We start from the raw sequence: 20,504 nt of genomic DNA, 5'->3' as shown, positions 1-20,504 counted from the left end.
CTCAGGGCTGTAACAGAACTATGGAACAATGACGAAGCGCTCGGGGGCCCGCGGGGTGACCGACGCGTGTCCCTCCGGTTCCTCCACGAGAAGGCCACCTGAATGAGCACACCTGAAGGCGGGCAGAAGACCGCCGTCATCGTCGAGGACGACCCCGACGTCCGCCACCTCCTCGTCGAAGTGCTCGAGGCCGCGGGATTCTCGACGGTCTCCGTCGGAAACGGCATCGACGGTGTGCGTGCAGTGCTGGCCTACCAGCCCCTCATCACGACGCTCGACGTGAACATGCCGGGCATCGACGGGTTCGAGGCGGCCCGTCGTATCCGCGAGAAGAGCAACTCCTACATCATCATGCTCACCGGCCTCGCCGACGAGGCCGACGTGGTGCTCGGCCTCGGCGCCGGCGCCGACGAGTACATCGTCAAGCCGTTCCGCCCGCGCGAGTTCCGTGCGCGCATCGAGGCGCTCCTGCGCCGACCGCGCCCCGACGGTGCGACGCCCCCGGCGACCCGGCAGGAGAGCGTCGGCCCGTCGTTCCCCGGCGCCCGGCCCGCGGCATCCGCCTTCCCGACCCCGCCCGGCGCACCCGAAGGCGACCTGCCCCCGGCCTCGTGGGCGACGCCCGCCGCCCCGGCGGCCCCCGCCGCCCCGGCCTACGTCGAGCCGCAGCCGGTGGCTCCGGCCTACGTCGAGCCCCAGCCGGCCGCGCCGGTCTACGTCGAGCCCCAACCGGTCGACGCGCCGCCCTACGCCGAACCGCAGCCCTACCCGGCGGAGCCCCCGGCATATCCCGTCGTCGTGCCGGCGGCACCGCCCGCGCAGGCGATCGTCCCCGTCTACCCTTCGCAGGAGCTCGCCCGTCCGGGGATGCCCGCGCCGGGCGGCGGCTACTGGATCACCCACCGCGACCTCCAGCTGAACCCCGAGACGCGCATCGTGCTCATCGGCGGGCAGCAGGTCGAGCTCACCCGCACCGAATTCGACCTGCTCGCGACCCTCCTCGAGTCGAAGCGTCGCGTGCGCAGCAAGGCCGACCTCACCCTCGTGCTGCGCGGCGAGTCGTACGTGACCTCCTACTACGTCGGCGAGGCCGACAAGCGCGCAGTCGAGGCGCACATGACGAACCTGCGCCGCAAGCTCGGCGACAACCCGTCGAACCCCCGCTACATCGAGACCGTCCGCGGCGTCGGCTACCGCCTCACGACCGAGCTGCTCTCACCCTGACGCGCGGAGAAACGCGAGGGGGCGGCATCCGATCGGATGCCGCCCCCTCGCGTTTCTCGGGATGTCAGACCTTGTACCCGTGGTGACGGCGCACGAGCTTGCTGAACATGAGGAGCGTCTGCAGCACGGTGACCACACCGACGATGGGCCATCCGACCCACAGGATCGACGACTGCGCGACCGGGCCGAGGATGCTCCAGATCGCGGCCGACGCGATCAGCACCGCGATCAGGAGGATCGCCGGCACCCAGTAGCCCAGCGAGCCGCCGCCGCGTTCCGCTTTGGCCTGCATGGCCCAGTTGTCGACCTTCTTCTTCGAGAGGAAGCGGCTCCAGGAACGGAGGAAGTGGCCGATGCGCACCCACATGAACATCTCCGCCGGCAAGAACAGCACCGCGAAGAGCACGTCGCGGTTGTCGCAGTACTTCATCGTGCGCGCGATGCGCAGGTTCAGCAGCATGGCGACCACGGGCGGGATGAGCCAGAACGCCGAGAACACGAAAGCGTTGATCGACAGCGACGCGGCGAGCAGCGTGATGAACGCGACGCGCACGAACAGGTTCGTCAGCATGCCGAAGTTCTCGAACCAGCGCAGGCGCAGGTTGGGGTGGAAGGGCTGTCCCTTCGTGTCGCCGCGCTGGCCGGGCCACATCAGCTCGATGGCGCCGTACGTCCACTTCACCTGCTGCGCGTCGTAGCCGCGCAGCGTCGTCATGCCGCCCACGTACGCGCGCGCGTACGGGCTGATCTTGGTCAGGTAGCCGGCGCTCTTGATCTGCAGCGAGAGGAGCGAGTCCTCGACCTCGCTGTCCTTCACCCACGGCGTCGACTGGTGGTTGGCCTTCATCGCGTCGCGGAGGGCGTTCGTCGAGAAGATCGAGAACTGACCGCCCAGCACCGCCATGTTGCGTCCGCGCAGCAGGTTCTGCAGGTTGAAGGCGGCGAACTGAGTGCGCTGACCGGCGATGAGGAACTTCGCCAGCAGGCCCTTGATCGGCCGGTCGTCGATCGTGTAGATCGCCGAGATGCCGCCGATGCGGGAGTCGCCCATCGCCTCGGTCTCGAGGTACTCGACCGCCTTCGGGTGGGCGATCGTGTCGCCGTCGACGCCCAGGAGGAAGTCGCAGCCCTCGACGAGCGAGTAGCCGTAGTTGAGGGCGCCCACCTTCTTGTCGGGGTTCTTGCCGATGTCGTGCACGAACACCTCGGTGAACTGCTCGCCCAGGTCGGTCGTGATCTCGTGGGGTCCGGCGTACTCGGCGGCGATCTTCGCGGTCTGGTCGGTCGTGTTGTTGATCACGACGTGGATGACATCGGGCACGCGCGTCTGCGAGAGGAGACCCTCGATGACGTCGGCGATCGACTCCTCCTCGTTGTACGCCGGGATGACGCAGCCGATCGTGGAGCGGCGCGTCTGGCCGTCCTCGAGCACGGCGGTGAAGTCCTCGGAGAACTGGTCGGCTCCGTACGAGGCGTCGGCCGGGTAGCCCGGTGCCGGTGCGTAGCTGGGCGCGCCGTAGGCGGGTGCTCCGTAGCCGGGGGCCGGAGCGTACCCGGGGGCGGGCGCGTAGCCGGCGCCACCCGGGTAGGGGTAGGTCGGGTCGTAACCGGTCACAGCGGTCGACTGTGGCGCGGGCGTGGGCCGGTACTCAGCCAACGGGACCTCTTTCTCGCGATGGGGGAAGGCACGACTCACGCCGTGTAAAACCCATCATGCCCCGCGATCCGCAAGGTCGGGAGGGCCTGTAGGCACGGAAGTCAGAGACTTTCCGCAAGATTTCCGCAAGACGCCGGGGTGGGGCATCCGCGCTCGCGTTCCTCTGCCGCCGTCTAGGGCGGGCTATTGCTGGAAGATCGCGATCGGAACGGCCTCGTAAACCGACTGCTGGCCGAACGAGGTGTCGGTGTTCGCCTGTCCCTCGACCCACACGTTCATCGTGAACGACAGGGTGAGCCCGTACGTGTCGCCGGGGAGCTGGTGGATCACCGTGTCGGGAACGAGGAACCCGCCCTGGTAGGTGTTCAGCAGCAGGCCCTTGTCGGAGCGGAGCGTGTCGCTCGGCACCATCGTGCGCGGGTCGGCGCTGAATTGGAACGGAGACTGCACCTGTCCGGAGGTCTGCGCGGTCTGCGAGGAGATCGTGATCGATGAGAGGTAGACGCTGCGCTTCTGCGCGAGCACGGCCTTGTCGTCGACGCGCTTGTCGTAGACGTTCACCGCGAACCCGAAGTGCTTGTCGTTGCTCGGCGTCCACTCCTGCGTCTTCTTCGGGTCCTGAGCCCAGACGTTGAGCTCCAGCACCAGGCTGTCGGCGAGGTCCGTGTCGAGCTGCACCGAGCCGTCGCTCGTGAACACCGAGTTGTAGAGCAGTGACGCCGACGGGCTCGAGGAGGGTCCGGCGGTCGGCACGACGGTCGTGGCGCTGCGACCGGACAGCGCGTTGATCGCATCGATGATCTGCGAGCACCCCGTCGCGGAGGCGACCACGATGGCGGAGAGGGCGACCACGACGGCCAGCCGAGTGGAGCGACGCAACGAACGACCCATGACACTCCCTAGCTCTCGGACCGTGGGGATGGGGATCGCGGACTCCCGGGCGAGGAGATCGCAACCACGCTCAGGACGAATCGTGCGGCACCGCCCCGGGCGTCACGAGTATACGCAATGGCCATGGCTACACTCGACCACATGTCCGCTGGGGACGGTGAACCCGATCGCCGCCTGAGGGCGCCTGTCGGCGCGCCTCGGGGCGTGGCTGGTGCGCGGACGCGCTCGATCTGGCAGTCGCAGCTGCTGCTGTGCGCCGTGGTCCTCGTCGTGGTGCTGGTCATGCTGGTCCTGCAGCCGGCCCAGTTCTCGACGGGCACGTTCGCGATCGGCGCGGGCGGGGCCATCGGCCTCACGGTCGTCACGCTGGTGTTCCCCTGGCATCGGGTGGGCCGGCCGATCGTCGTGCTCGTCCCGTTCCTCGACATCCTTGCGATCGGGGTCATGCAGTGGGATGCGGGCTTCGCGCTCGACTTCCTGTGGGCGTTCCCCGTCGTCTGGCTGGGGTCCTTCTTCTCGATCTGGGCGATCATGCTCGGTGTCGGCGGGATCGGCGCGACGATGCTGCTGTCCGCGATGCTCACCGACGCCGACAGTCGCACGATGGTCGCCTACATCGTGGTCTTCCTCTCGCTCGCCTTCCTGGCGCTCGCCACCTCGATCAGCGCACGCCAGACCCGCGCGTTCAAGCAGCTGCTGCGGCGCCAGACCGCGAAGCTGCAGGACTCGCTGCACGGGGTCTCGGCGCAGCGGCGCCGTGTCTCGCAGATGTTCAACGCCCTCGACATCGGGGTGGCGCGTCTGTCGGCGCGCGGCCAGGTGCTCGCCCTCAACGAGACCCTCGTGCGTCTGTACGGACTCGACCCCGAGGACATCGATCAGCCGGGCGCGGCAGTCGAATACGACGAGCAGGGCGGAACGGCCATCCCGCAGAGCCGGCGCCCCCTCACCCGTGCGCGCCGGGGCGAGACCCTCGACGACGAGCGCGTGTGGCTGTTCGACGGCGAGGGCGAATGGCGAGCGCTGAGCGTCTCGACCCGCGTGCTCCCGGCGGGTCTCGACGAGGACACGACGATCCTCTACCTCGTGCACGACGTCACCGCGCTCATCGAGTCGGAGCGCGCGCGGGAGAAGCTCGCCACCGTGGTCTCGCACGAGCTGCGCAACCCCCTTACCGTGATCGCCGGGCACACCGAGCTCGCCCTCGACGACGTCGACGATGCGCCCCAGCTCGCCGAGCATCTGCGCGTCATCTCGGGCGCGGCCACCCGGATGGATGCGCTCATCGCCGAGCTGCTGACCTACGCCCGCGGCGGATTCTCGGCCGAGCCGGTGTGGTCGGCGGTCGACCTGACCGAGCTGCTGCGTCTGTCGCTGGAGTCGTTCGCCCCGACGGCGGAGGCGCGCGGGGTGCGGCTGACCGCCGACATCGAGAGCGGGCTGCTCGTCGACGGCGACGCGTTCCGGCTGCGCCAGGTCATCGACAACGTGCTCAGCAATGCGATCAAGTACACCGGCGCCGACGGGTCGGTGCGGCTCGTGGCGCGCACCGTCGAGCACTCCGCGCTCATCGAGGTCTCGGACACGGGCATGGGCATCGACGCCGACGACCTCGGGCACGTGTTCGAGCCGTATTTCCGTGCCCGCTCCGCGCAGGACAGCGGGGTCGGGGGCACGGGGCTCGGCATGGGGATCGTGCGGGAGATCCTGGTCGCCCATCGCGGCGAGATCGGTCTCGAGAGCACCGTGGGCAAGGGCACGCTGGTGCGCATGCGCATCCCGCTCTCCGACGCCTGGGTGCTCATATGAACGACCCCGTCGCCTACGGACTCGCCGTCGGCCAGGCCACCCTCGCGACGCTCGCCCTCGTGCTGATGACGGGCCTCGGCTACGTGCGTCGTCCCCATCCCGCGACGCTGCAGTGGATGCTCGTCTTCGTCGCGGGAGCGGCGGGCGTCTACCTCGGGATGTACGCCGACAGTGCCGGGGAGGAGTCGCTGCGGCGGCTCTCGCTCGGCATCTCCCTCGGTGCGGGCATCTTCATCTGGTCGGGGCTGCGCTCGTGGCGCGGCGTGCGATCGGACTGGGCCGTGCCCGTGCTCTACGTGGCCCTCGCGGCATCCGTGCTCGCGGTCGTGCCCGACGAGTGGTTCGGCCTCGCGTTCGCCGCCGCCTACGCCGTCTCAGGGGTGTTCGCGCTGCTGAGCATCATCGAGCTTCGCCGCATTCCCGAACGTGCCGATGGGATGCTGCTCCCGCTCGCCCTCATCTCCGGCGCCGTGACCGTCGTCGCCGCAGGCAACCTCGTGCACAGCATCATCGCCCGCCCGCGTGGCCCCGAGGACCTCGGCATCCTGCGGGTGCTCGACAGCGTCGGCGCGATGATCTACATCGTCTGCGCCCTGGTGACGCTGCTGTGGCTCGCGGTCGGGCGCGGGGCCGCGGCATCCGGTGTCCCGACGGGGCTCGCCGCGTTCATCGCCGGCGGCGGCGACAAGCTCGCGCGGGCGGCCGACCGGGGCGAGCGGGCCTGGTCGGTGCTCTCCATCCGCCTCGACGACGTCGACGACCTGCGGATCGCCGCCGGCGGCAGCCTGTTCTGGCGCATCGTCGACACGGTCGAACGCGATGTGCGCGCGAGCATCCCGAGCGAGGCCGACATCGCGGTCTCCTCGCCCGGGCACCTGTACGTGCTGCTGATGCGCCCGCCGATCGCGATCGAGTCGGCGCTCGACGACCTGCGCGCACAGGTGTCGCGTCTCGACACGTCGCGACCGCTCGCCGTGCAGCTGTCGGTCAGTGTCGGATGGTCGAGCGTGGACGTCTCGGGCTACGACATGGAAGCGTTGCTGCGCGACGCCCGCGCGGGTGCCGCACGGGCATCGGCCGACGGCGGCGACCGATGGGTCCGCGTGACGGAACCGGTGGCCTGACTCAGCCCTGCGCGATGGCGACCGAGAGCAGATCGCTGCCCGTCTGCTTCGCGTACTCGCTCGAGGTCGGCGTCGTCTGCACGAGGAAGTCGTAGGTGAACTGGATCTGCACCGAGGTCGCTCCCTGAGGGACCTCGCCGATGGTGAAGGTCTGAGAGTAGCTGTACGGCGAGAGCGCGAGGTAGCCCGGCGGAACCGTCGACGTGTCGGACTGCGGGCTCAGCGCGGGGAACGTCTCGCCGTTCGAGCCCTGCGGGATCGCGGTCATGGTCGCCGACTGCAGATAGACCTTCTGGCCGTCGTTCGGGTCGACGGTCGTGGTCAGCGACAGCGAGATCGGCTTGAGCGCGCCGGCCTTCCAGCGGTCCATCGACAGTGTCGACCAGTAGTTGACGGTGGCCGTCACCGACCCGCTCTTCACCGTGCGCTGCGTCGAGCCGCTCGAGAGGTCGTTGGACACCGGCGTCGGCACGGCCGACGGCGTCGTCATCGTGGGGGAGGGCGTGCTGTTCTGCTGGCCGGCCCACGGTGCGATGCCGCAGCCCGTGAGCCCCGCGGCCAGAGTCAGGGCGATCATCGCCCCGGTCGCACGTCGAGCCGTCGCCTGCACGGTGTCCCCTCTCCGCGACGGTGCTGCCGTCGCGGGGCCAGTCTATGCGGCGCCGCGGCGCGCTCAGCCGTTGTCGAGGTCGCACGCGCCGGCGCACAGCACCCCGGCGAGCTCGCGGAGCGCCCCGAGCCGCTTCAGCTGCTGGCGTTCGGCGTCGGCGCGGGACAGGCCGTCCTCGACCGCCCCGGCGAAGATGCGCCCGCCGGCTCCGCCGGGGTGGATCTGATCGCCCGCGAGAAGGTCGACGTGCGGCGAGATCGCGTCGTACCAGTCGGCGAGCGAGACGCCCGGATGCTGGCGCGCGAACGCGCGCAGCTCGTCGTTGACGCCGGGGATCCATGATCGCGGCGCGAACGCGTTGACGAGCACGACGGCACGGTCGGGTCCGGCGATCCGCACGATCTCGTCGAGGGTGTTCTGGCTGATCGCGCCGTTCGTGCCGAGTCCGATGACGATGTAGGGACGCAGCTGCCCGTCGGCGGCGAGCTGCGAGAGGATGCCCGGCGCGGCGTACATCGAACGGGAGACCTTCGCGTCGACGGAGATGCCGGGGAACGTCGCCATGAGGCTCGGCGCAGAGGCGAGCATCACGCTGTCGCCGATCGCGGTGATCTGACTGCCCGGGATCGGCGGGCTCGTCGCGGCCACGCTCGGGGCGACCGGGGAGACCGTCGCCGCGGCGGGATCGGCGCCCGCGGGTGCGCTCGCGCCGGGCGTCGGGGTGCTCGCGTCGACGGCGGCTTCGCCGGCGGCGACCGCGTCGGCGGCGCTGGAGCGCGTCGGTGCGACGGCGACCGCGGTGGATGTCGCCGACACGAGTGCGACCGTGACCACGACGCCGAGTGCCGCCCCCGCCCGCCGCCACGCGGTGCCCCTCAGCGCGCGGCCCCATTCGCGGATGCTCGCGCGGAATCCGTCGCGACGCACCGGCGTATCGACCAGGCGCAGGGAGAGGTCGGCGGCGACGAGGGTGAACACGAGCGCGGCGACACTGAGCTGCCACGGCATGCTCGCGTCGGCGCCGCCCGTGCCCGAACGCGCGAGCGACGCCGTCAGCAGCACCATGATCGGCCAGTGCCAGAGATAGATCGCGTACGACCGCACGCCGATCCAGCGCAGCGGCGGGATGTCGAGGGCGCGTCCGAGCACGGCACCCGGCCACGTGCACGCGAGGATCACGACACCCGTCAGCGCGCTCGCGGCGATGAGAACCCCGGGGAAGGTCCATGCCGTGGCGGTCTCCGGCAGCAGCGCCAGCGCGACGAGTGCCGCGGCGGCGGCCGATCCGGCGACGAGAAGGATGCCGCGCGTCGCCCGCCTCCGCACCCACGGCCGCGCCGAGGCGCGCACGGCGGGGAGCGCGAGTGCCAGCGCGGCGCCGAGCAGCAACCCGAACGCGTGGCTGTCGGTGCCGAAGTACGCGCGGGTGATGGCCCCGCCCGTGGCCCCGCCGGTGACGGCGTCGCCCGCTCCGCCGGCCGCATCCCCGGGGGCCGAGGCGACGAGCACCGCCATCCAGACCGCGGATGCCACGGCCGCGGCCATGACGACGGCGATGCCCACACCGCGACGCCCGATCGCGAACCGGCCCGCGCGTCGCCCGATGAGCACGCCGAGCAGCAGCACGAGCGGCCAGAGCACGTAGAACTGCTCCTCGACGGCGAGCGACCACAGGTTGCGGAACAGCTCGGGGGCCGTCTGCGCGAAGTAGTCGCCTCCCGCGGCGACGGCGAGCCAGTTGTAGCTGAACGTCGCCGCCCCGAGCACCTGGCGACCGAGGTCGGTGAGGATGTCGCCCCCCACCGCCAGTGCGATGCTCGCGCACACCACGACGACCAGCACGAGCGCGGGCAGCAGGCGGCGGGCGCGACGGCGCCAGAACCCTGCGAGCGAGATGCGGCCCGTGGCATCCTTCTCTCTCGTCAGGAGCGACGTGATGAGGAAGCCGCTGATGACGAAGAAGACGTCGACGCCCAGGAAGCCGCCGACGAACGGCCCGCCCGGGAACACGTGATAGGCGACGACCAGCGCGACCGCGAGGGCGCGCATGCCGTCGAGACCGTCGAAACGGCCTGCGGGGGTGGGGCGAGGTGTGACAGACATCAGGAGTGGGGTTCCGGGGGTCGGCCACCGAGTCTACGTCGGCGGTGCGACGGGGTTCGAGCGTCGGCGTGTCGGCCCGAGCGGGCGCCGGGGCGTGTCTGCGGGCGCTCGTTAGGATTTCGGCGTGCGCATCCGTTTCGATCTCGCCTACGACGGCGCTGACTTCTCGGGCTGGGCGCGCCAGCCGGGTCTGCGCACGGTGCAGGGCGTACTCGAGGGTGCCGTCGCGCGCGTGCTCGGCGGCGAGCCGCGCCTCGTGGTCGCGGGACGCACCGACGCGGGCGTGCACGCGAGCGGACAGGTCGCGCACCTCGACCTCGACGAGATCCAGCACCGCCGGCTCGACGCCGGGCGGGGCGATGTCGACCAGCTCGCCCGCAAGATCACCGGCGTGCTCGGACGTTCCCCCGATGTCGTCGTGCACCGCACCTCGATCGCCCCCGACGGCTTCGACGCCCGCTTCTCGGCCGTGTGGCGTCGCTACACGTACCGCGTGGCCGACGAGGTCACCGGCTACGACCCGCTCGAGCGCACGCGCACCACCTTCGTGCGGGCACGCCTCGACGAGCAGGCGATGGATGCCGCGGCCCGCGCCCTCATCGGGCTCCACGACTTCGCCGCCTACTGCAAGCCGCGCGAGGAGGCCACGACGATCCGCACGCTGCTCGACTACTCGTGGCGGCGCGACGAGACCGGCACGCTCGTCGCGCACGTGCGCGCAGACGCCTTCTGTCACAGCATGGTGCGCGCCCTCGTCGGCGCCTGCGTCGCGGTAGGGCAGGGGCGCCTCGCGCCGGACGACCTCGTGCGGCTGCGAGATGAGGCGGTGCGCACGAGCGCGTTCCCCGTGCTGGCTGCCCACGGGCTCACCCTCGCCGAGGTCGGCTACCCCGCCGAGGACCTGCTCGCCGCGCGCGCCGACCAGACGCGTGCCCGCCGCGAGCTCGACGGAGCGCGTCCTTCGGCGACGCATGAGCGAACCCTGTGAGATCCACCGTGCGCCCGGCGCCGCGCCGGCACCGGCCTATCGTGGAAGCACGATGAAGGTCATCTCCTACAACCTGCGCAAGCACCGGGCCGCCGGCGAGCTCATCCACCGCGTCGCGGAGCACGACCCCGACGTGCTGTGCCTGCAGGAGGCGGACACCACCGACATCCCCGATCGCCTCGGCGGCCTCGTGCTCGCCGACGCCACCCAGCGCAACCGGCTGGGTCTCGCGGTCTACTTCCGCGAGAGCACGTTCCGGCTGCAGGAGGTGCGCGCCATCTCGCTGAAGAAGTCGCTGCACGACATGGTGCTCAAGCCCGCCGAAGAGCGGATGCTGGGGGTGCGCCTGCGGGACATCGACCACAACAGCGAGCTGCTCGTCGCCTCGTTCCACGCCGCCCCCCTCACGGCGCTGAACTCGCTGCGACGCCATCAGATCCGCACGGCGCTCGCCGAGCTCGCCGACCTCGGCCCGGGACTGCCGACGCTCATGGTCGGCGACTACAACTACCCCGTCTTCAAGGAGAAGCTGGGCGAGCGCGTGCGCGACCAGGGCTACGAGCTGAGCCTCAGCGACTCCCGCACCTACACGCGCTACCGGTTCTTCCGCGGCCACTACGACTTCGCCACCTCGTCGGGGTTCACGATCGCCGACATCCGCACCCTCCCGCAGGGGCTCAGCGATCACCTCCCGATCCTCGTGACCGCCCAGCCCGACCCGGCGCGCATCGCCGCCTGAGTCGCGGCGCCCGTCGCCGCGTCACCGCGGGTGGGCGCCGGCGTCAGGAGTGCGGGTCAGGCTGCGGCATCCACGGCGCTCGGCGTCGCCGCGCGCGGGAGGCGAGCCGCGTCGGTGAAGCGGGCCCGGGCGATGACGACCGCGGCGACGACCATGAGCAGCGCCCCCAGCCAGTAGGGCGCCGCGTGGCTCACGACGGCGTAGAGGGCGCCGGCGAGGAGCGGCGCCACCGTGCTCATGGCGGCGTTGAGCGACTGCGTCGCGCCGCCCAGCCAGCCTTGCTCGTCGCCGCCGACGGCGTTGGACATCGCGCCGTCCATCGCGGCCTGCGCGGCACCCTGACCCGCGGCGAGCAGGAGCGATCCGGCGATGAACACCCACGGCTGGGCGAGCACCGAGGCGACGAGCGCGAGGGCCGCGAGTCCCAGCGCCTGGCCGATGATGCCGCTGACGATGACCGCGCGCTCGCCCATGCGGGGGAGCAGCACTCCGAGCAGGGCGCCCTGCACGATGATGTCGATGATGCCGACCGCGGCGATGAGCAGGCCGATCGCGGTCGGACCCCAGCCGATGGAGTCGTAGGCCATCACGCTGAAGTTGTTCACGAACATGCCGAACGGCAGCGCGAGCAGCGCGAAGCCGATCATGAGGCCGCGCAGCTCGCGGCGGCCGAAGGCCTCGCGGAACACGGCGAACGGGTGGAGGTCGGCGACGCGGATCGAGGCGATGCGGTTCTCGGGGCGCAGGCTCTCGGGCAGCAGGAAGATGCTCAGCAGCGCGATCACGAACGACACCGCGGCGGTGAGGAAGACGGGCAGCTCGACGCTGATCGCGGCGAGCAGGCCGCCGACCGCCGGCCCCACCATCGTGCCGATGCCGGAGAGGGCGCCGAGCAGGCCGAAGCGCTGGGCGCGCTTCTCGGGCGGGGTGATGTCGGCGAGGTACGCGAACAGAGCGGGCAGGTCTCCGGCGGTGGCGCCCTGGATGACGCGGGCCAACAGCAGCACCCAGAGAGCGCCGCCGATGCCGAACAGCGTCATGCTGACGGCCGCGCCGAGCGCGGCGACGATGATGACGGGTCGGCGACCGAAGCGGTCGGACAGGCGACCGAGGAAGGGTGCGATGAGGAAGGCGCAGAGGCCGTTGACGGCTTCGAGCACGCCCACCCACACGGCGAGGTCGCTCTCGTTGGACACGTAGCGCAGGACGACGAAGGGGAGCACGGGGAGGACGACGGTCATGCCGGCGGTGGTCAGCATCGTCAGGACGATGAGCATGATCCAGGCGCGGCGGTCGCTGCGCGGGCTGGTCGAGGAGGAGGTCATGCGATAACTGTATCGATACCAGTTTTGTTGTCAATACAGTTTCGAACCCGATCTGGTTAGACTGGTGGCATGAGCACGTCTGAGCAGCCGGGGCGGCGCGAGGGTTCCCCCGCGCCGGAGGGTCGGCAGGAGAGTTCCCCTGCGCCGGACGGCCGTCGCGAAAATTCCCCTGCGCCGGGGGGTCGGCGCGAAAGTTCCCCTGCGCCGGAGGGCCGGCGCGAAAGAAAGAAGCGCGCGACGCGCAAGCTGATCTCCGACACCGCCACCATGCTGTTCCTCGAGCGCGGGTTCGCGAACGTCAGCATCCGCGAAGTGGCCGATGCCGCGGATGTCTCGCCGACGACGGTGTTCGCGCACTTCCCGCAGAAGGAGGCGCTCGTCTTCGACGAGGACGACGAGCAGCGCGACAAGCTCATCGCCTCGGTGCGGGACCGAGGCCCCGGCGTGTCCGTCCACACGGCGCTGCACGACTTCTACCTCGCGGAGATCGCGGCGAACGTCGTCGAGCACGGCGATGCGGTGTCGCGCCGGTTCATGGAGTTCCTCAACGCGACCCCCGCTCTGCGCGACTACGCGGCACGCATGTGGCTGCGCCATGAAGACGCACTGGCAGCCGTGATCGCCGCCGACGCGGGCGTCGACGAACCGTCGCCGGAGGTACGCGCCTACTGCAGGTTCGTGCTGCAGATCCAGATCCTCGCGAGCGAGAGCGACGACCCCATCGGCGTCTGCGCGGCGGGCTTCGCCGTGCTCACCGACGGCTGGCGTGCGGTCGAGCGCTCGCTCGGCGCATCGGTGTGAGCATTCAGGCCTCGAGGGCGAGACGGACGAGCAGGTCGATCGCGTCGATCCCCGGGCCCATCTCCGCCGCCGCCCGCTCGTAGGTCGCGCGTGACCGCCCGATGGGGTCGATCACATCGTCCTCGGTGAGATCGACCGGAGGCTCGACCTCACCGCGCGCGGTCGCGAGCCGCGCCAGCATCGCCTCGACACGGCGGGCGGGGACGGAGCCCGCGACGGCCGCCGCGGCGCGCAGGCCGTCGTCGCCCACGGCGGCGGCCAGCCGAGCGAGCTCCCGAGCGGTGAAGCTCGACCGCAGCCGAGAGGGCGCCAGTTCCACGACCGCGCGGCGGTGCTCCCGCGACATCCCGATCACGACGTCCGGGGTGCGCAGGTGCGATTCGGTGAGCCACACTGCCGCGTGCGCCGCGGCGGCCTCCTCGGGCACGCCCGCGGCGACCGCGAGGTCGACGGCCTCAGGGGTCATCGTCGCGCCGGTGCGCGCGCGAACGCCTGCACTGGAGACCACGACGTCCAGCCCCCGCAGCCGCTCGGTGAGCACCAGCTGCGCGTACGGCGAACGGCACACGTTGCCCGTGCACACCACGAGGATCTCGATCACTGCAGCCGCCCCTTCCCGCCGCGATCCGACGCGAGTCTAGCGATGCTGGATGGCGCCCGGTCGCCGCATGACGCCTCCCGACGCGCCGCCACGTGCCGATCCGGCACACCTGTGCGCACGTGCCGATCCGGCACACCTGAGCGCACGTGCCGATCCGGCAAACCTGTGCGATAGTGAGGGGGTACCCCTCCGGGCGCCGCAACTTTGCTCAGGGGGGTCGGCTCACGCATGTCGGGGAGCCTTCGCCGCTCGTCACCCGAGACGGGCGTGCGCCGTACGTGATGACGAGCGACGATGTGTGTCGCGAGCCGTCGCGCCTATTGGGGGGTGTCTCGGTGCGCCTGTTCTCTGTTTTCCGTCGTCGTGTGGTCGCGGTGGCCGCGGCATCCGTCAGTGTCGTCGTGATCGCCGCGGGCCTCGTCGCGATCGCCGCGCCCGCGCAGGCCGCCACCATCAACGCCTCGCAGGGCATCGTCAAGACGGCGATCCTCCCGAGCACGCCGCTCACGCCGGGCACGTCGTTCTCGTATCGGCTCGACTTCAGCTGCGGCACCTCGATCACGGGCGTCACCGGATGTGACACCACGACCATCACCGACCTGCTGCCCGAGTGGATCGACTACGTCGGTGCGAGCTCGTTCCCGGGCACCGCCCCCGGAACCGTCACGACCTCCGCGGTCGGAGACCGCACCCAGGTGGTGCTGGCCTTCACCGCCCCCGTGCAGACTCCGTCGGCGTCGACCGGACTGCCGCTGGGGTCGTACCAGATGGACATCCAGGTGCGGGTGTCGCCGAACGCGCCGTGGACCATCGACGGCACGACGATTCCGAACACCGCGAACATCGCGTCGGCGAACGCCGACCCCAAGTCGAGCACCGCGACCGTCACTCCCGTCGTGCCGCAGACCCCTGCAGCCACGGCGGACAAGTCGTTCTCCCCGACCCAGAACTTCAACACCCCGGGGCTCACGACCACCCTGACGCTCACCGGCACGAACACCACCAACGGCCCCGCCGACAGCCTCGTCGTGCAGGATCCGGCCGGGCCCGGCAACCCGCCGACCGGCGCGACGAGCCCGTTCCACTACCTCGCCTTCACCGGGTTCGGCGCGATGACCCTGCCCGCGGGCGCGACCGGCGTCACCGCCGAGGTCTACTCGTCGCTGGACAGCCAGTGGCACACCGTCTACACCGGCGCCGGTCCGCCGGTCTACCCGACCACCGGTGCGCCCGATCCGGCGGACGTCTACGGTGTGCGCTTCACCTACACCGGCGCGACTGGGGCCGCCATCGAGCGCGGCGCTGCGGGAGTCGCCGCGATCGCCCTCGCCCAGCGCGCGAACGTCGCGGGCCTGCCGGCGACGACCGTGAGCAACAGCATCACCGCGAGCGCGACGCTCGGCACGCTCACGGCGAACTCGCCGCTCGTGAGCAAGAACTACCAGATCGTCCCCTACGGACTGCAGGTGACGGCGGCGAAGACCTTCGACGCCGACCAGGTCAAGGCCGGCGACCCGACCACGGTGCGCCTCGGCGCGACGAACGCGGGGACCGTCGGGCTCCGCTCCCTGTCGATCACCGAGCCGGGCGCCGCGACGACGAGCCCGAACCCGCTCGCCGACGAGCTCACCTTCGCGGGCTTCGGGCAGGTCGGCACGAGCACGACGGGTGTGCAGTGGCCCGACGGCGCCACCTCGGCGACCATCGTCTACACGTATTCCGACAACACGACCTCGGCGCCCCTCTCGACCACGACGGCCGACACGATCCCCGCCCCCGATGTCGCGACGCGCGTCGTCGGCTTCACGGTCACCTTCTCCTCCACGGCCACCGGCGGGATCGTCCCCGGCGCCGAGGCGAAGCTGCCGTTCATCGCGAACACCTCGCGTCCCACGCCGCTTCCCGACCGCACCGACGTGGTCAATGCCGTCGATGTGACCGGTGTCGCCGTCGACGACCCCTCTCGCACGGCGACGGCCCACGCGCAGGACACGCTCTCGATCTACGGTGACCGTCTCGGCGTGACCGTCGCGAAGACGATCACGCCGTGTCAGGGATACCTCACCGCCGGCCAGCAGTTCATCGCGCAGATTCCCGCGACGGTCGCCGGATTCCCGGCGACGACGGTGAACCCCACCCAGGTCGTCGTGACCGACTCCGACGCGCTGTCGGCCGACTGGTGGGACCTGTATGACGCCACCCAGCTCACGCAGCTCGGCATCCCCGGGAACGCCAGCCTCACCGTGCAGTACCAGACTGCGCCGGGCGTGTGGACGAACCTGCCGGGAGCGATCGGCCTGACCGCTCCGCCGCAGTACCGCACGATCGACATCCCCTCCTCACTGTCGGGGTCTATCACCGGGCTCCGCTTCGTCTACGACGCGCTGAGTGGGCAGAGCTTCGCCCCGGGTTCGACCTTCCAGCCGAACATCACCTTCACCACTCGGGCCGTGACCCGGTCCAGCTCGACCCCGATCGGGTCGGTGCCGACCAATGCGACCATCCCCGGACCGGGATCGGGCACGACCGACGTCGTGCAGCGCGCGAACTGCGGATCGGCGGATGCCTCGGCGACGAGCCCCGCGCTCTCGGCGACGACGGTGAACACCTCGCCGTGCGCCGTCGTGAACCTGGTTCCGCTCGGGGGAGGGAGCGGAACAGGCCCCGACCTCGTCGACAAGTCGCTCAACCCGATCGCGCTGACGGAGCGTACGCAGGCCACCGCGACGGGAACCCTCAACTGGTCGACGGGGGGGCTGACCGGCATCGCCCAGCAGTACGTCACCGAGATCGGCGCGGCCGGTGGGCCCGCGACCTCGGCGTCGCTCGGCACCTCGTTCTTCAACACGTTCGATCTCACCCGGATCGCGCCGATCACGAAGACCTCCGACCCGGCCATCGCCTACGACACGCTCGCCGCCGTGGAGCTGTTCAACGGCCAGACGGGGGTGTGGACTCCCGTCACGATCTCCGGCGCGACCTCGTGGGACGGCCCCACGTCGGGTTCGACGGTCTTCCCCGGGTACACGCTGAGTGCGAGTGAGCGTTCCACCACGACGGGCGTGCGCTTCCTGTTCGAGGAGAGCCCGAACCGGGCGTCTGTGCTCACGCCGGGCTCGCTCACCCAGCCTGCGGTGGGCAGCGGGGTGACGGCGACACAGAACCGGCGCCCGATCACGCTGACCTTCCAGCTGCGCGACGTGCTGCGCTCCGACGGCACGACGCCGGTGCTCTACAACGACCTGTACAACACGTCGACGCCCGGCCAGATCCACAACACGGTGACCTCTGACGCCTGCCTCACCGACTTCGTCGCCGGTGTCTGTGCGGACGGATTCTCGACGACCGATGGTGCGGACATCGCACTGCTGAACGCGACGGCGACGATCACGACGACCAAGACCTGGTCGGGCGGCCCGATCGGCGTGCCGCCGTCGGGAACGCCCGCCGCGGACTACCCGTCCACGCGGGCGACCCTCGACGTCACCAACAACGGCCCGCAGCTGGTGAACTCGATCACCGCGACGGAGCCGTCACCCGGAGTGCTGCCCGGCGACGCCGCCTTCGCGGGCAGCGCGTTCGACGCGTTCACGCTGACGGACATCGCCGGAGTGACCGCACCGCAGGGCGCGACCGCGACCGAGCTGATCCTCACCTACGCCGACGGCACGACCTCGTCCCCGTACACGATCGCGCAGGCCACCGCGTTGACCGCCGCCGATCTCGTGAACGTGGTCGGCATCTCCGCCACCAGCACCGGGCGCATCCAGCCGACGACCTCCGGCAACACCAACGGGCGTCTGCGCGTGGTGATCGACCTGCAGCTGCGCGAGACGTACCGTTCCGACCCGGCGACCGCAGTCGCCGCCGGCAGCGTGCCGAACACGCTGATCGGTCAGCTCGCGGACCCGTCGATCGAGACCGCGGGTACCTGCGCGGACTCGCCGGTCGCACCGAGCCCGGCACCGAACACCGTCATCGACTGCGACAGCGCGGCGATGCAGATCACCAACACGCAGACCCGCACCGTGACGGCCGCGAAGAGCTTCGCGCCGGACAGCCAGCAGTACGAGAACGAGTCCGACACGTTCACGATGAACATCGCGGGCACGCCGGGCGGAACAGCTCGCAGCAACCAGGTGCAGCTGACCGACCACTCGCCCGCGTTCTTCAACGCGTACTCGTTCGCCGGTCTCGCCTCCACCTTCGCGATCGCGAGCCCGGCCAACCGGGTCATGGTCGAGGTGCTCACCGGCGGCACCTACGCGGTCGCCCCCGACAACTCCCTGACGCTCACCGGCGGCACCTGGCAGACCGTGGTCGGCACCGCCGGCACCGCGTGGAAGTCCGCCGCGCAGGCGCGCACCGCCCTCCCGGGCGGCACCGCATCGAGCACGGCCACCCTCGCCGGCGGTGGTCTCGTGACCTACGGCGCGATCCAGGGTGTGCGCTTCACGTATCAGCGGGTCGCCGCGGCCTCCGTCAACGACCCGGCAGCCGCCCTGCTGCTGCTCGAGAACCCCGCGACGCCCACGCTGAACGCGGCCGTCTCGATCCAGCGCCGCACGGCGCTCGTCACGGGCGGTCCCGTGCCGACCGATCTGGCGGGCAACAGCCCCGCGCCGGGCACGACCGCCGCGGGCAGCTTCCCGAACAGTGTCGAGGCCCGTGCCAGCGGCGTGCCCGGCAACGGAGTCGACGCGGTCGACACCGCATCGGCGACCATGCACTTCCTGCATCTGCCCACCGAAGCCCGCCTCGTGAAGACCCCGTCCGGCACGATGCAGCCCGCCACCACCTTCACGGTGGGACTGGCGACCACGAACAACGGTCAGTATCCGATCATCGACCCCGTCATCACCGACACGCTGCCGGTGGGAACGGCGGTGGCGGGTGCCCCCGACTACGTGTTCCCCGCGGGCGTCGATCCGACCGACGCGTCGTCCTACACCTTCGCCCGCACGGGCGGCACCGCCCCCGGCGCGCCGTACACGTCGGTGCCGGTGGATCCGTCGCAGGTCACCGTGCACGTGACGTACTCGACGGGTTCGACGCCGGAGCCGATCGCGATCCGCTTCTCGTTCGCGTCCGGCACCGCGCTGGGCCTCGGCGAGACGTACACGATCAGCTTCCCGATGCGCCTGCGCCCGGGTCTGCTCGCCGGCCAGGTCATCACGAACACCTACTCGCTCGACGGCCAGCGCCAGTTCGACCAGTGCAACCTGACCGGTCCGCCCAGCGACACCTGCTCGACGTCGGCCGCCGTCAGCGTGCTGCCGCTCGCGAACCTCGGGATGTATCAAGAGGTTCGTGCCGATGACGCGAGCCTCGGCGTGACCTCGTCGAACTCCACGCCCTGCTCGAGCGCCGACGCGACCAGCGACGGCTTCTACTCCGGGCACTGTGCGCCGATCACCAAGCCCGGAGCCGTGAACACCTGGCGCGGGCAGTACACGAACCAGGGCACCTACTCGCTCGACACCGTCTCGAGCATCCTGTATCTGCCCAACCCCGGCGCGAGCGGCATCACGCTGCCGTCCGCGACGACCGAATGGCACCCGACTCTGAGCGCACTGCCGACCCTGCAGGCCGCGGTCGCGCCGGGCGCGACGGCGAGCTACTACTACTCGAGCGTGACGCCCGGCACCGCGCTCTGCGACGACGTGCTCAACCCGGGGGGCAGCTGCCCGCCGGGGTACTGGAAGCCGCTCGACTCGTCGGTCGACCTCAGCACGGTGACGGCGATCTACGCGGTCGTCGACTTCGCCGGCGGCGGACACGCGCTGCGACCGGGGGAGACGTTCACCCTCAGCTTCCCGACGGATGCCCCGCCGGCAGCGGTCAACAGCGGCACCAACCCCATCGCCTGGAACTCGGCGATGACCGGCGCCACCTACACCGCGGGTGGCTCCTCGGTCACGCTGCTGCCGTTCGAGGTGCCTGTCGTCGGCGCGGCGCTCGCCTCGGGAAGCATCACGATCGAGAAGACCGTCACGGGTGATGCCGCGGGGGAGTCGTGGGTGCCCACGACCTTCTCCGGCTCGCTGCAGTGCACATCGAACGGCGTGAGCGTCGCCTCGGCGTCGCTACCGACGGTGCCGGCTCTGACCGCCAACGTTCCGGTCACCGTCGGCGGGCTCCCGTGGGGTGCGGACTGCGCGTTCGTCGAGTCGAACTCGGGGGCGGCGTCCTCGGTGAGTCCCGCGTCGATCACCGCTGTCTCCGGCACGACGCCCCTGCAGCTGCAGACAGTGACGAACGTCTACGACTACGCGAGCCTCACGGTGTCGAAGACCGTCACCGCGAGCACCGGCTTCCCGATCCCCACGGGCTTCGGCTTCTCGGTGGACTGCACCTTCAACGGCGCGAGCGTGCTGAGCACCACCTTCACGCTCGATGACGGCGGATCGCGCACGTTCACGAACCTGCCCGCCCGCGCGCACTGCACCGTGACCGAGACCGACCCGCTCTCGGCGCAGAGCACGGTCACGAGTGTCGACGTCACGAACCCGACGGTCACCCCGACCACCGACCAGGCCACGCGCACGGCGGACATCCCCGAGCTGAGCCCGAACGGCACCGGTGGGGCGACCCAGAACGCCGTGTCGTTCGAGAACCTCTACGACGTCGCC

At 70.8% G+C, this 20,504-nt stretch carries 13 protein-coding genes; 7 read left to right on the top strand and 6 right to left on the bottom strand.

The window, feature by feature from the left end; translation table 11 throughout:
• Window positions 1-102 precede the first annotated feature (102 nt).
• A complete protein-coding gene (locus ABT08_RS01805) occupies window positions 103-1,224 on the top strand; it encodes a response regulator transcription factor (protein WP_288113800.1) in 1,122 nt (373 codons plus the stop codon).
• 64 nt (window positions 1,225-1,288) lie between these two features.
• Here ABT08_RS01805 and ABT08_RS01800 read toward each other — a convergent pair whose 3' ends face one another.
• Window positions 1,289-2,839, bottom strand: coding sequence for a glycosyltransferase family 2 protein (locus ABT08_RS01800; protein ID WP_084603768.1), 1,551 nt, complete (start codon window positions 2,837-2,839; stop codon window positions 1,289-1,291).
• A gap of 225 nt (window positions 2,840-3,064) precedes the next feature.
• Window positions 3,065-3,733, bottom strand: coding sequence for a fructose 1,6-bisphosphatase (locus ABT08_RS01795; RefSeq protein WP_288113798.1), 669 nt, complete (start codon window positions 3,731-3,733; stop codon window positions 3,065-3,067).
• 243 nt (window positions 3,734-3,976) lie between these two features.
• Here ABT08_RS01795 and ABT08_RS01790 point away from each other — a divergent pair, with 243 nt between their 5' ends.
• Entirely contained in the window at window positions 3,977-5,581 is a 1,605-nt protein-coding gene (locus tag ABT08_RS01790; RefSeq protein WP_288113797.1) for a sensor histidine kinase, read from the top strand.
• Window positions 5,578-6,705 (top strand): hypothetical protein, encoded by a 1,128-nt coding sequence (locus tag ABT08_RS01785; RefSeq protein ID WP_288113795.1) that lies wholly within the window; start codon window positions 5,578-5,580, stop codon window positions 6,703-6,705. The genes ABT08_RS01790 and ABT08_RS01785 overlap by 4 nt, the downstream gene beginning before the upstream one ends.
• Before the next feature lies 1 nt (window position 6,706).
• Here ABT08_RS01785 and ABT08_RS01780 read toward each other — a convergent pair whose 3' ends face one another.
• On the bottom strand, window positions 6,707-7,282 hold the full coding sequence (locus tag ABT08_RS01780; RefSeq protein WP_045246296.1) for a hypothetical protein: 576 nt from the start codon (window positions 7,280-7,282) through the stop codon (window positions 6,707-6,709).
• 96 nt (window positions 7,283-7,378) lie between these two features.
• Window positions 7,379-9,418: an acyltransferase family protein gene (locus tag ABT08_RS01775; protein WP_288113794.1), complete on the bottom strand. Its 2,040-nt coding sequence runs from the start codon at window positions 9,416-9,418 to the stop codon at window positions 7,379-7,381.
• Window positions 9,419-9,542: 124 nt separating this feature from the next.
• Between ABT08_RS01775 and truA the strand changes: the two genes are divergently transcribed.
• Together truA and ABT08_RS01765 are read left to right on the top strand one after the other, a co-directional pair.
• Complete coding sequence (gene truA, locus ABT08_RS01770) at window positions 9,543-10,406, top strand: tRNA pseudouridine(38-40) synthase TruA (protein WP_288113793.1); 864 nt, start codon at window positions 9,543-9,545, stop codon at window positions 10,404-10,406.
• Between the two features lie 52 nt (window positions 10,407-10,458).
• Window positions 10,459-11,145: an endonuclease/exonuclease/phosphatase family protein gene (locus ABT08_RS01765; protein ID WP_056206066.1), complete on the top strand. Its 687-nt coding sequence runs from the start codon at window positions 10,459-10,461 to the stop codon at window positions 11,143-11,145.
• 56 nt (window positions 11,146-11,201) lie between these two features.
• Here ABT08_RS01765 and ABT08_RS01760 read toward each other — a convergent pair whose 3' ends face one another.
• Window positions 11,202-12,470, bottom strand: coding sequence for an MFS transporter (locus ABT08_RS01760; RefSeq protein WP_288113791.1), 1,269 nt, complete (start codon window positions 12,468-12,470; stop codon window positions 11,202-11,204).
• Between the two features lie 246 nt (window positions 12,471-12,716).
• Here ABT08_RS01760 and ABT08_RS01755 point away from each other — a divergent pair, with 246 nt between their 5' ends.
• On the top strand, window positions 12,717-13,271 hold the full coding sequence (locus ABT08_RS01755; RefSeq protein WP_288113828.1) for a TetR/AcrR family transcriptional regulator: 555 nt from the start codon (window positions 12,717-12,719) through the stop codon (window positions 13,269-13,271).
• A 4-nt stretch (window positions 13,272-13,275) separates the two neighbouring features.
• On the opposite strand, the gene ABT08_RS01750 is transcribed toward ABT08_RS01755, so the two are convergent.
• A complete protein-coding gene (locus ABT08_RS01750; protein WP_045246269.1) occupies window positions 13,276-13,872 on the bottom strand; it encodes an arsenate reductase/protein-tyrosine-phosphatase family protein in 597 nt (198 codons plus the stop codon).
• A 365-nt stretch (window positions 13,873-14,237) separates the two neighbouring features.
• Between ABT08_RS01750 and ABT08_RS01745 the strand changes: the two genes are divergently transcribed.
• On the top strand, window positions 14,238-20,504 hold a 6,267-nt coding region (locus ABT08_RS01745; protein WP_288113790.1), incomplete at its 3' end, for a DUF5979 domain-containing protein.

Origin of the sequence: Microbacterium sp. SCN 71-21 (genome assembly GCF_001725695.1) — a bacterium.
In the GTDB taxonomy this organism is placed as follows: domain Bacteria; phylum Actinomycetota; class Actinomycetes; order Actinomycetales; family Microbacteriaceae; genus Microbacterium; species Microbacterium ginsengisoli.
Note: the sequence above shows the minus strand (reverse complement) of the source record. Positions and strands in the feature narration are given on the sequence as shown.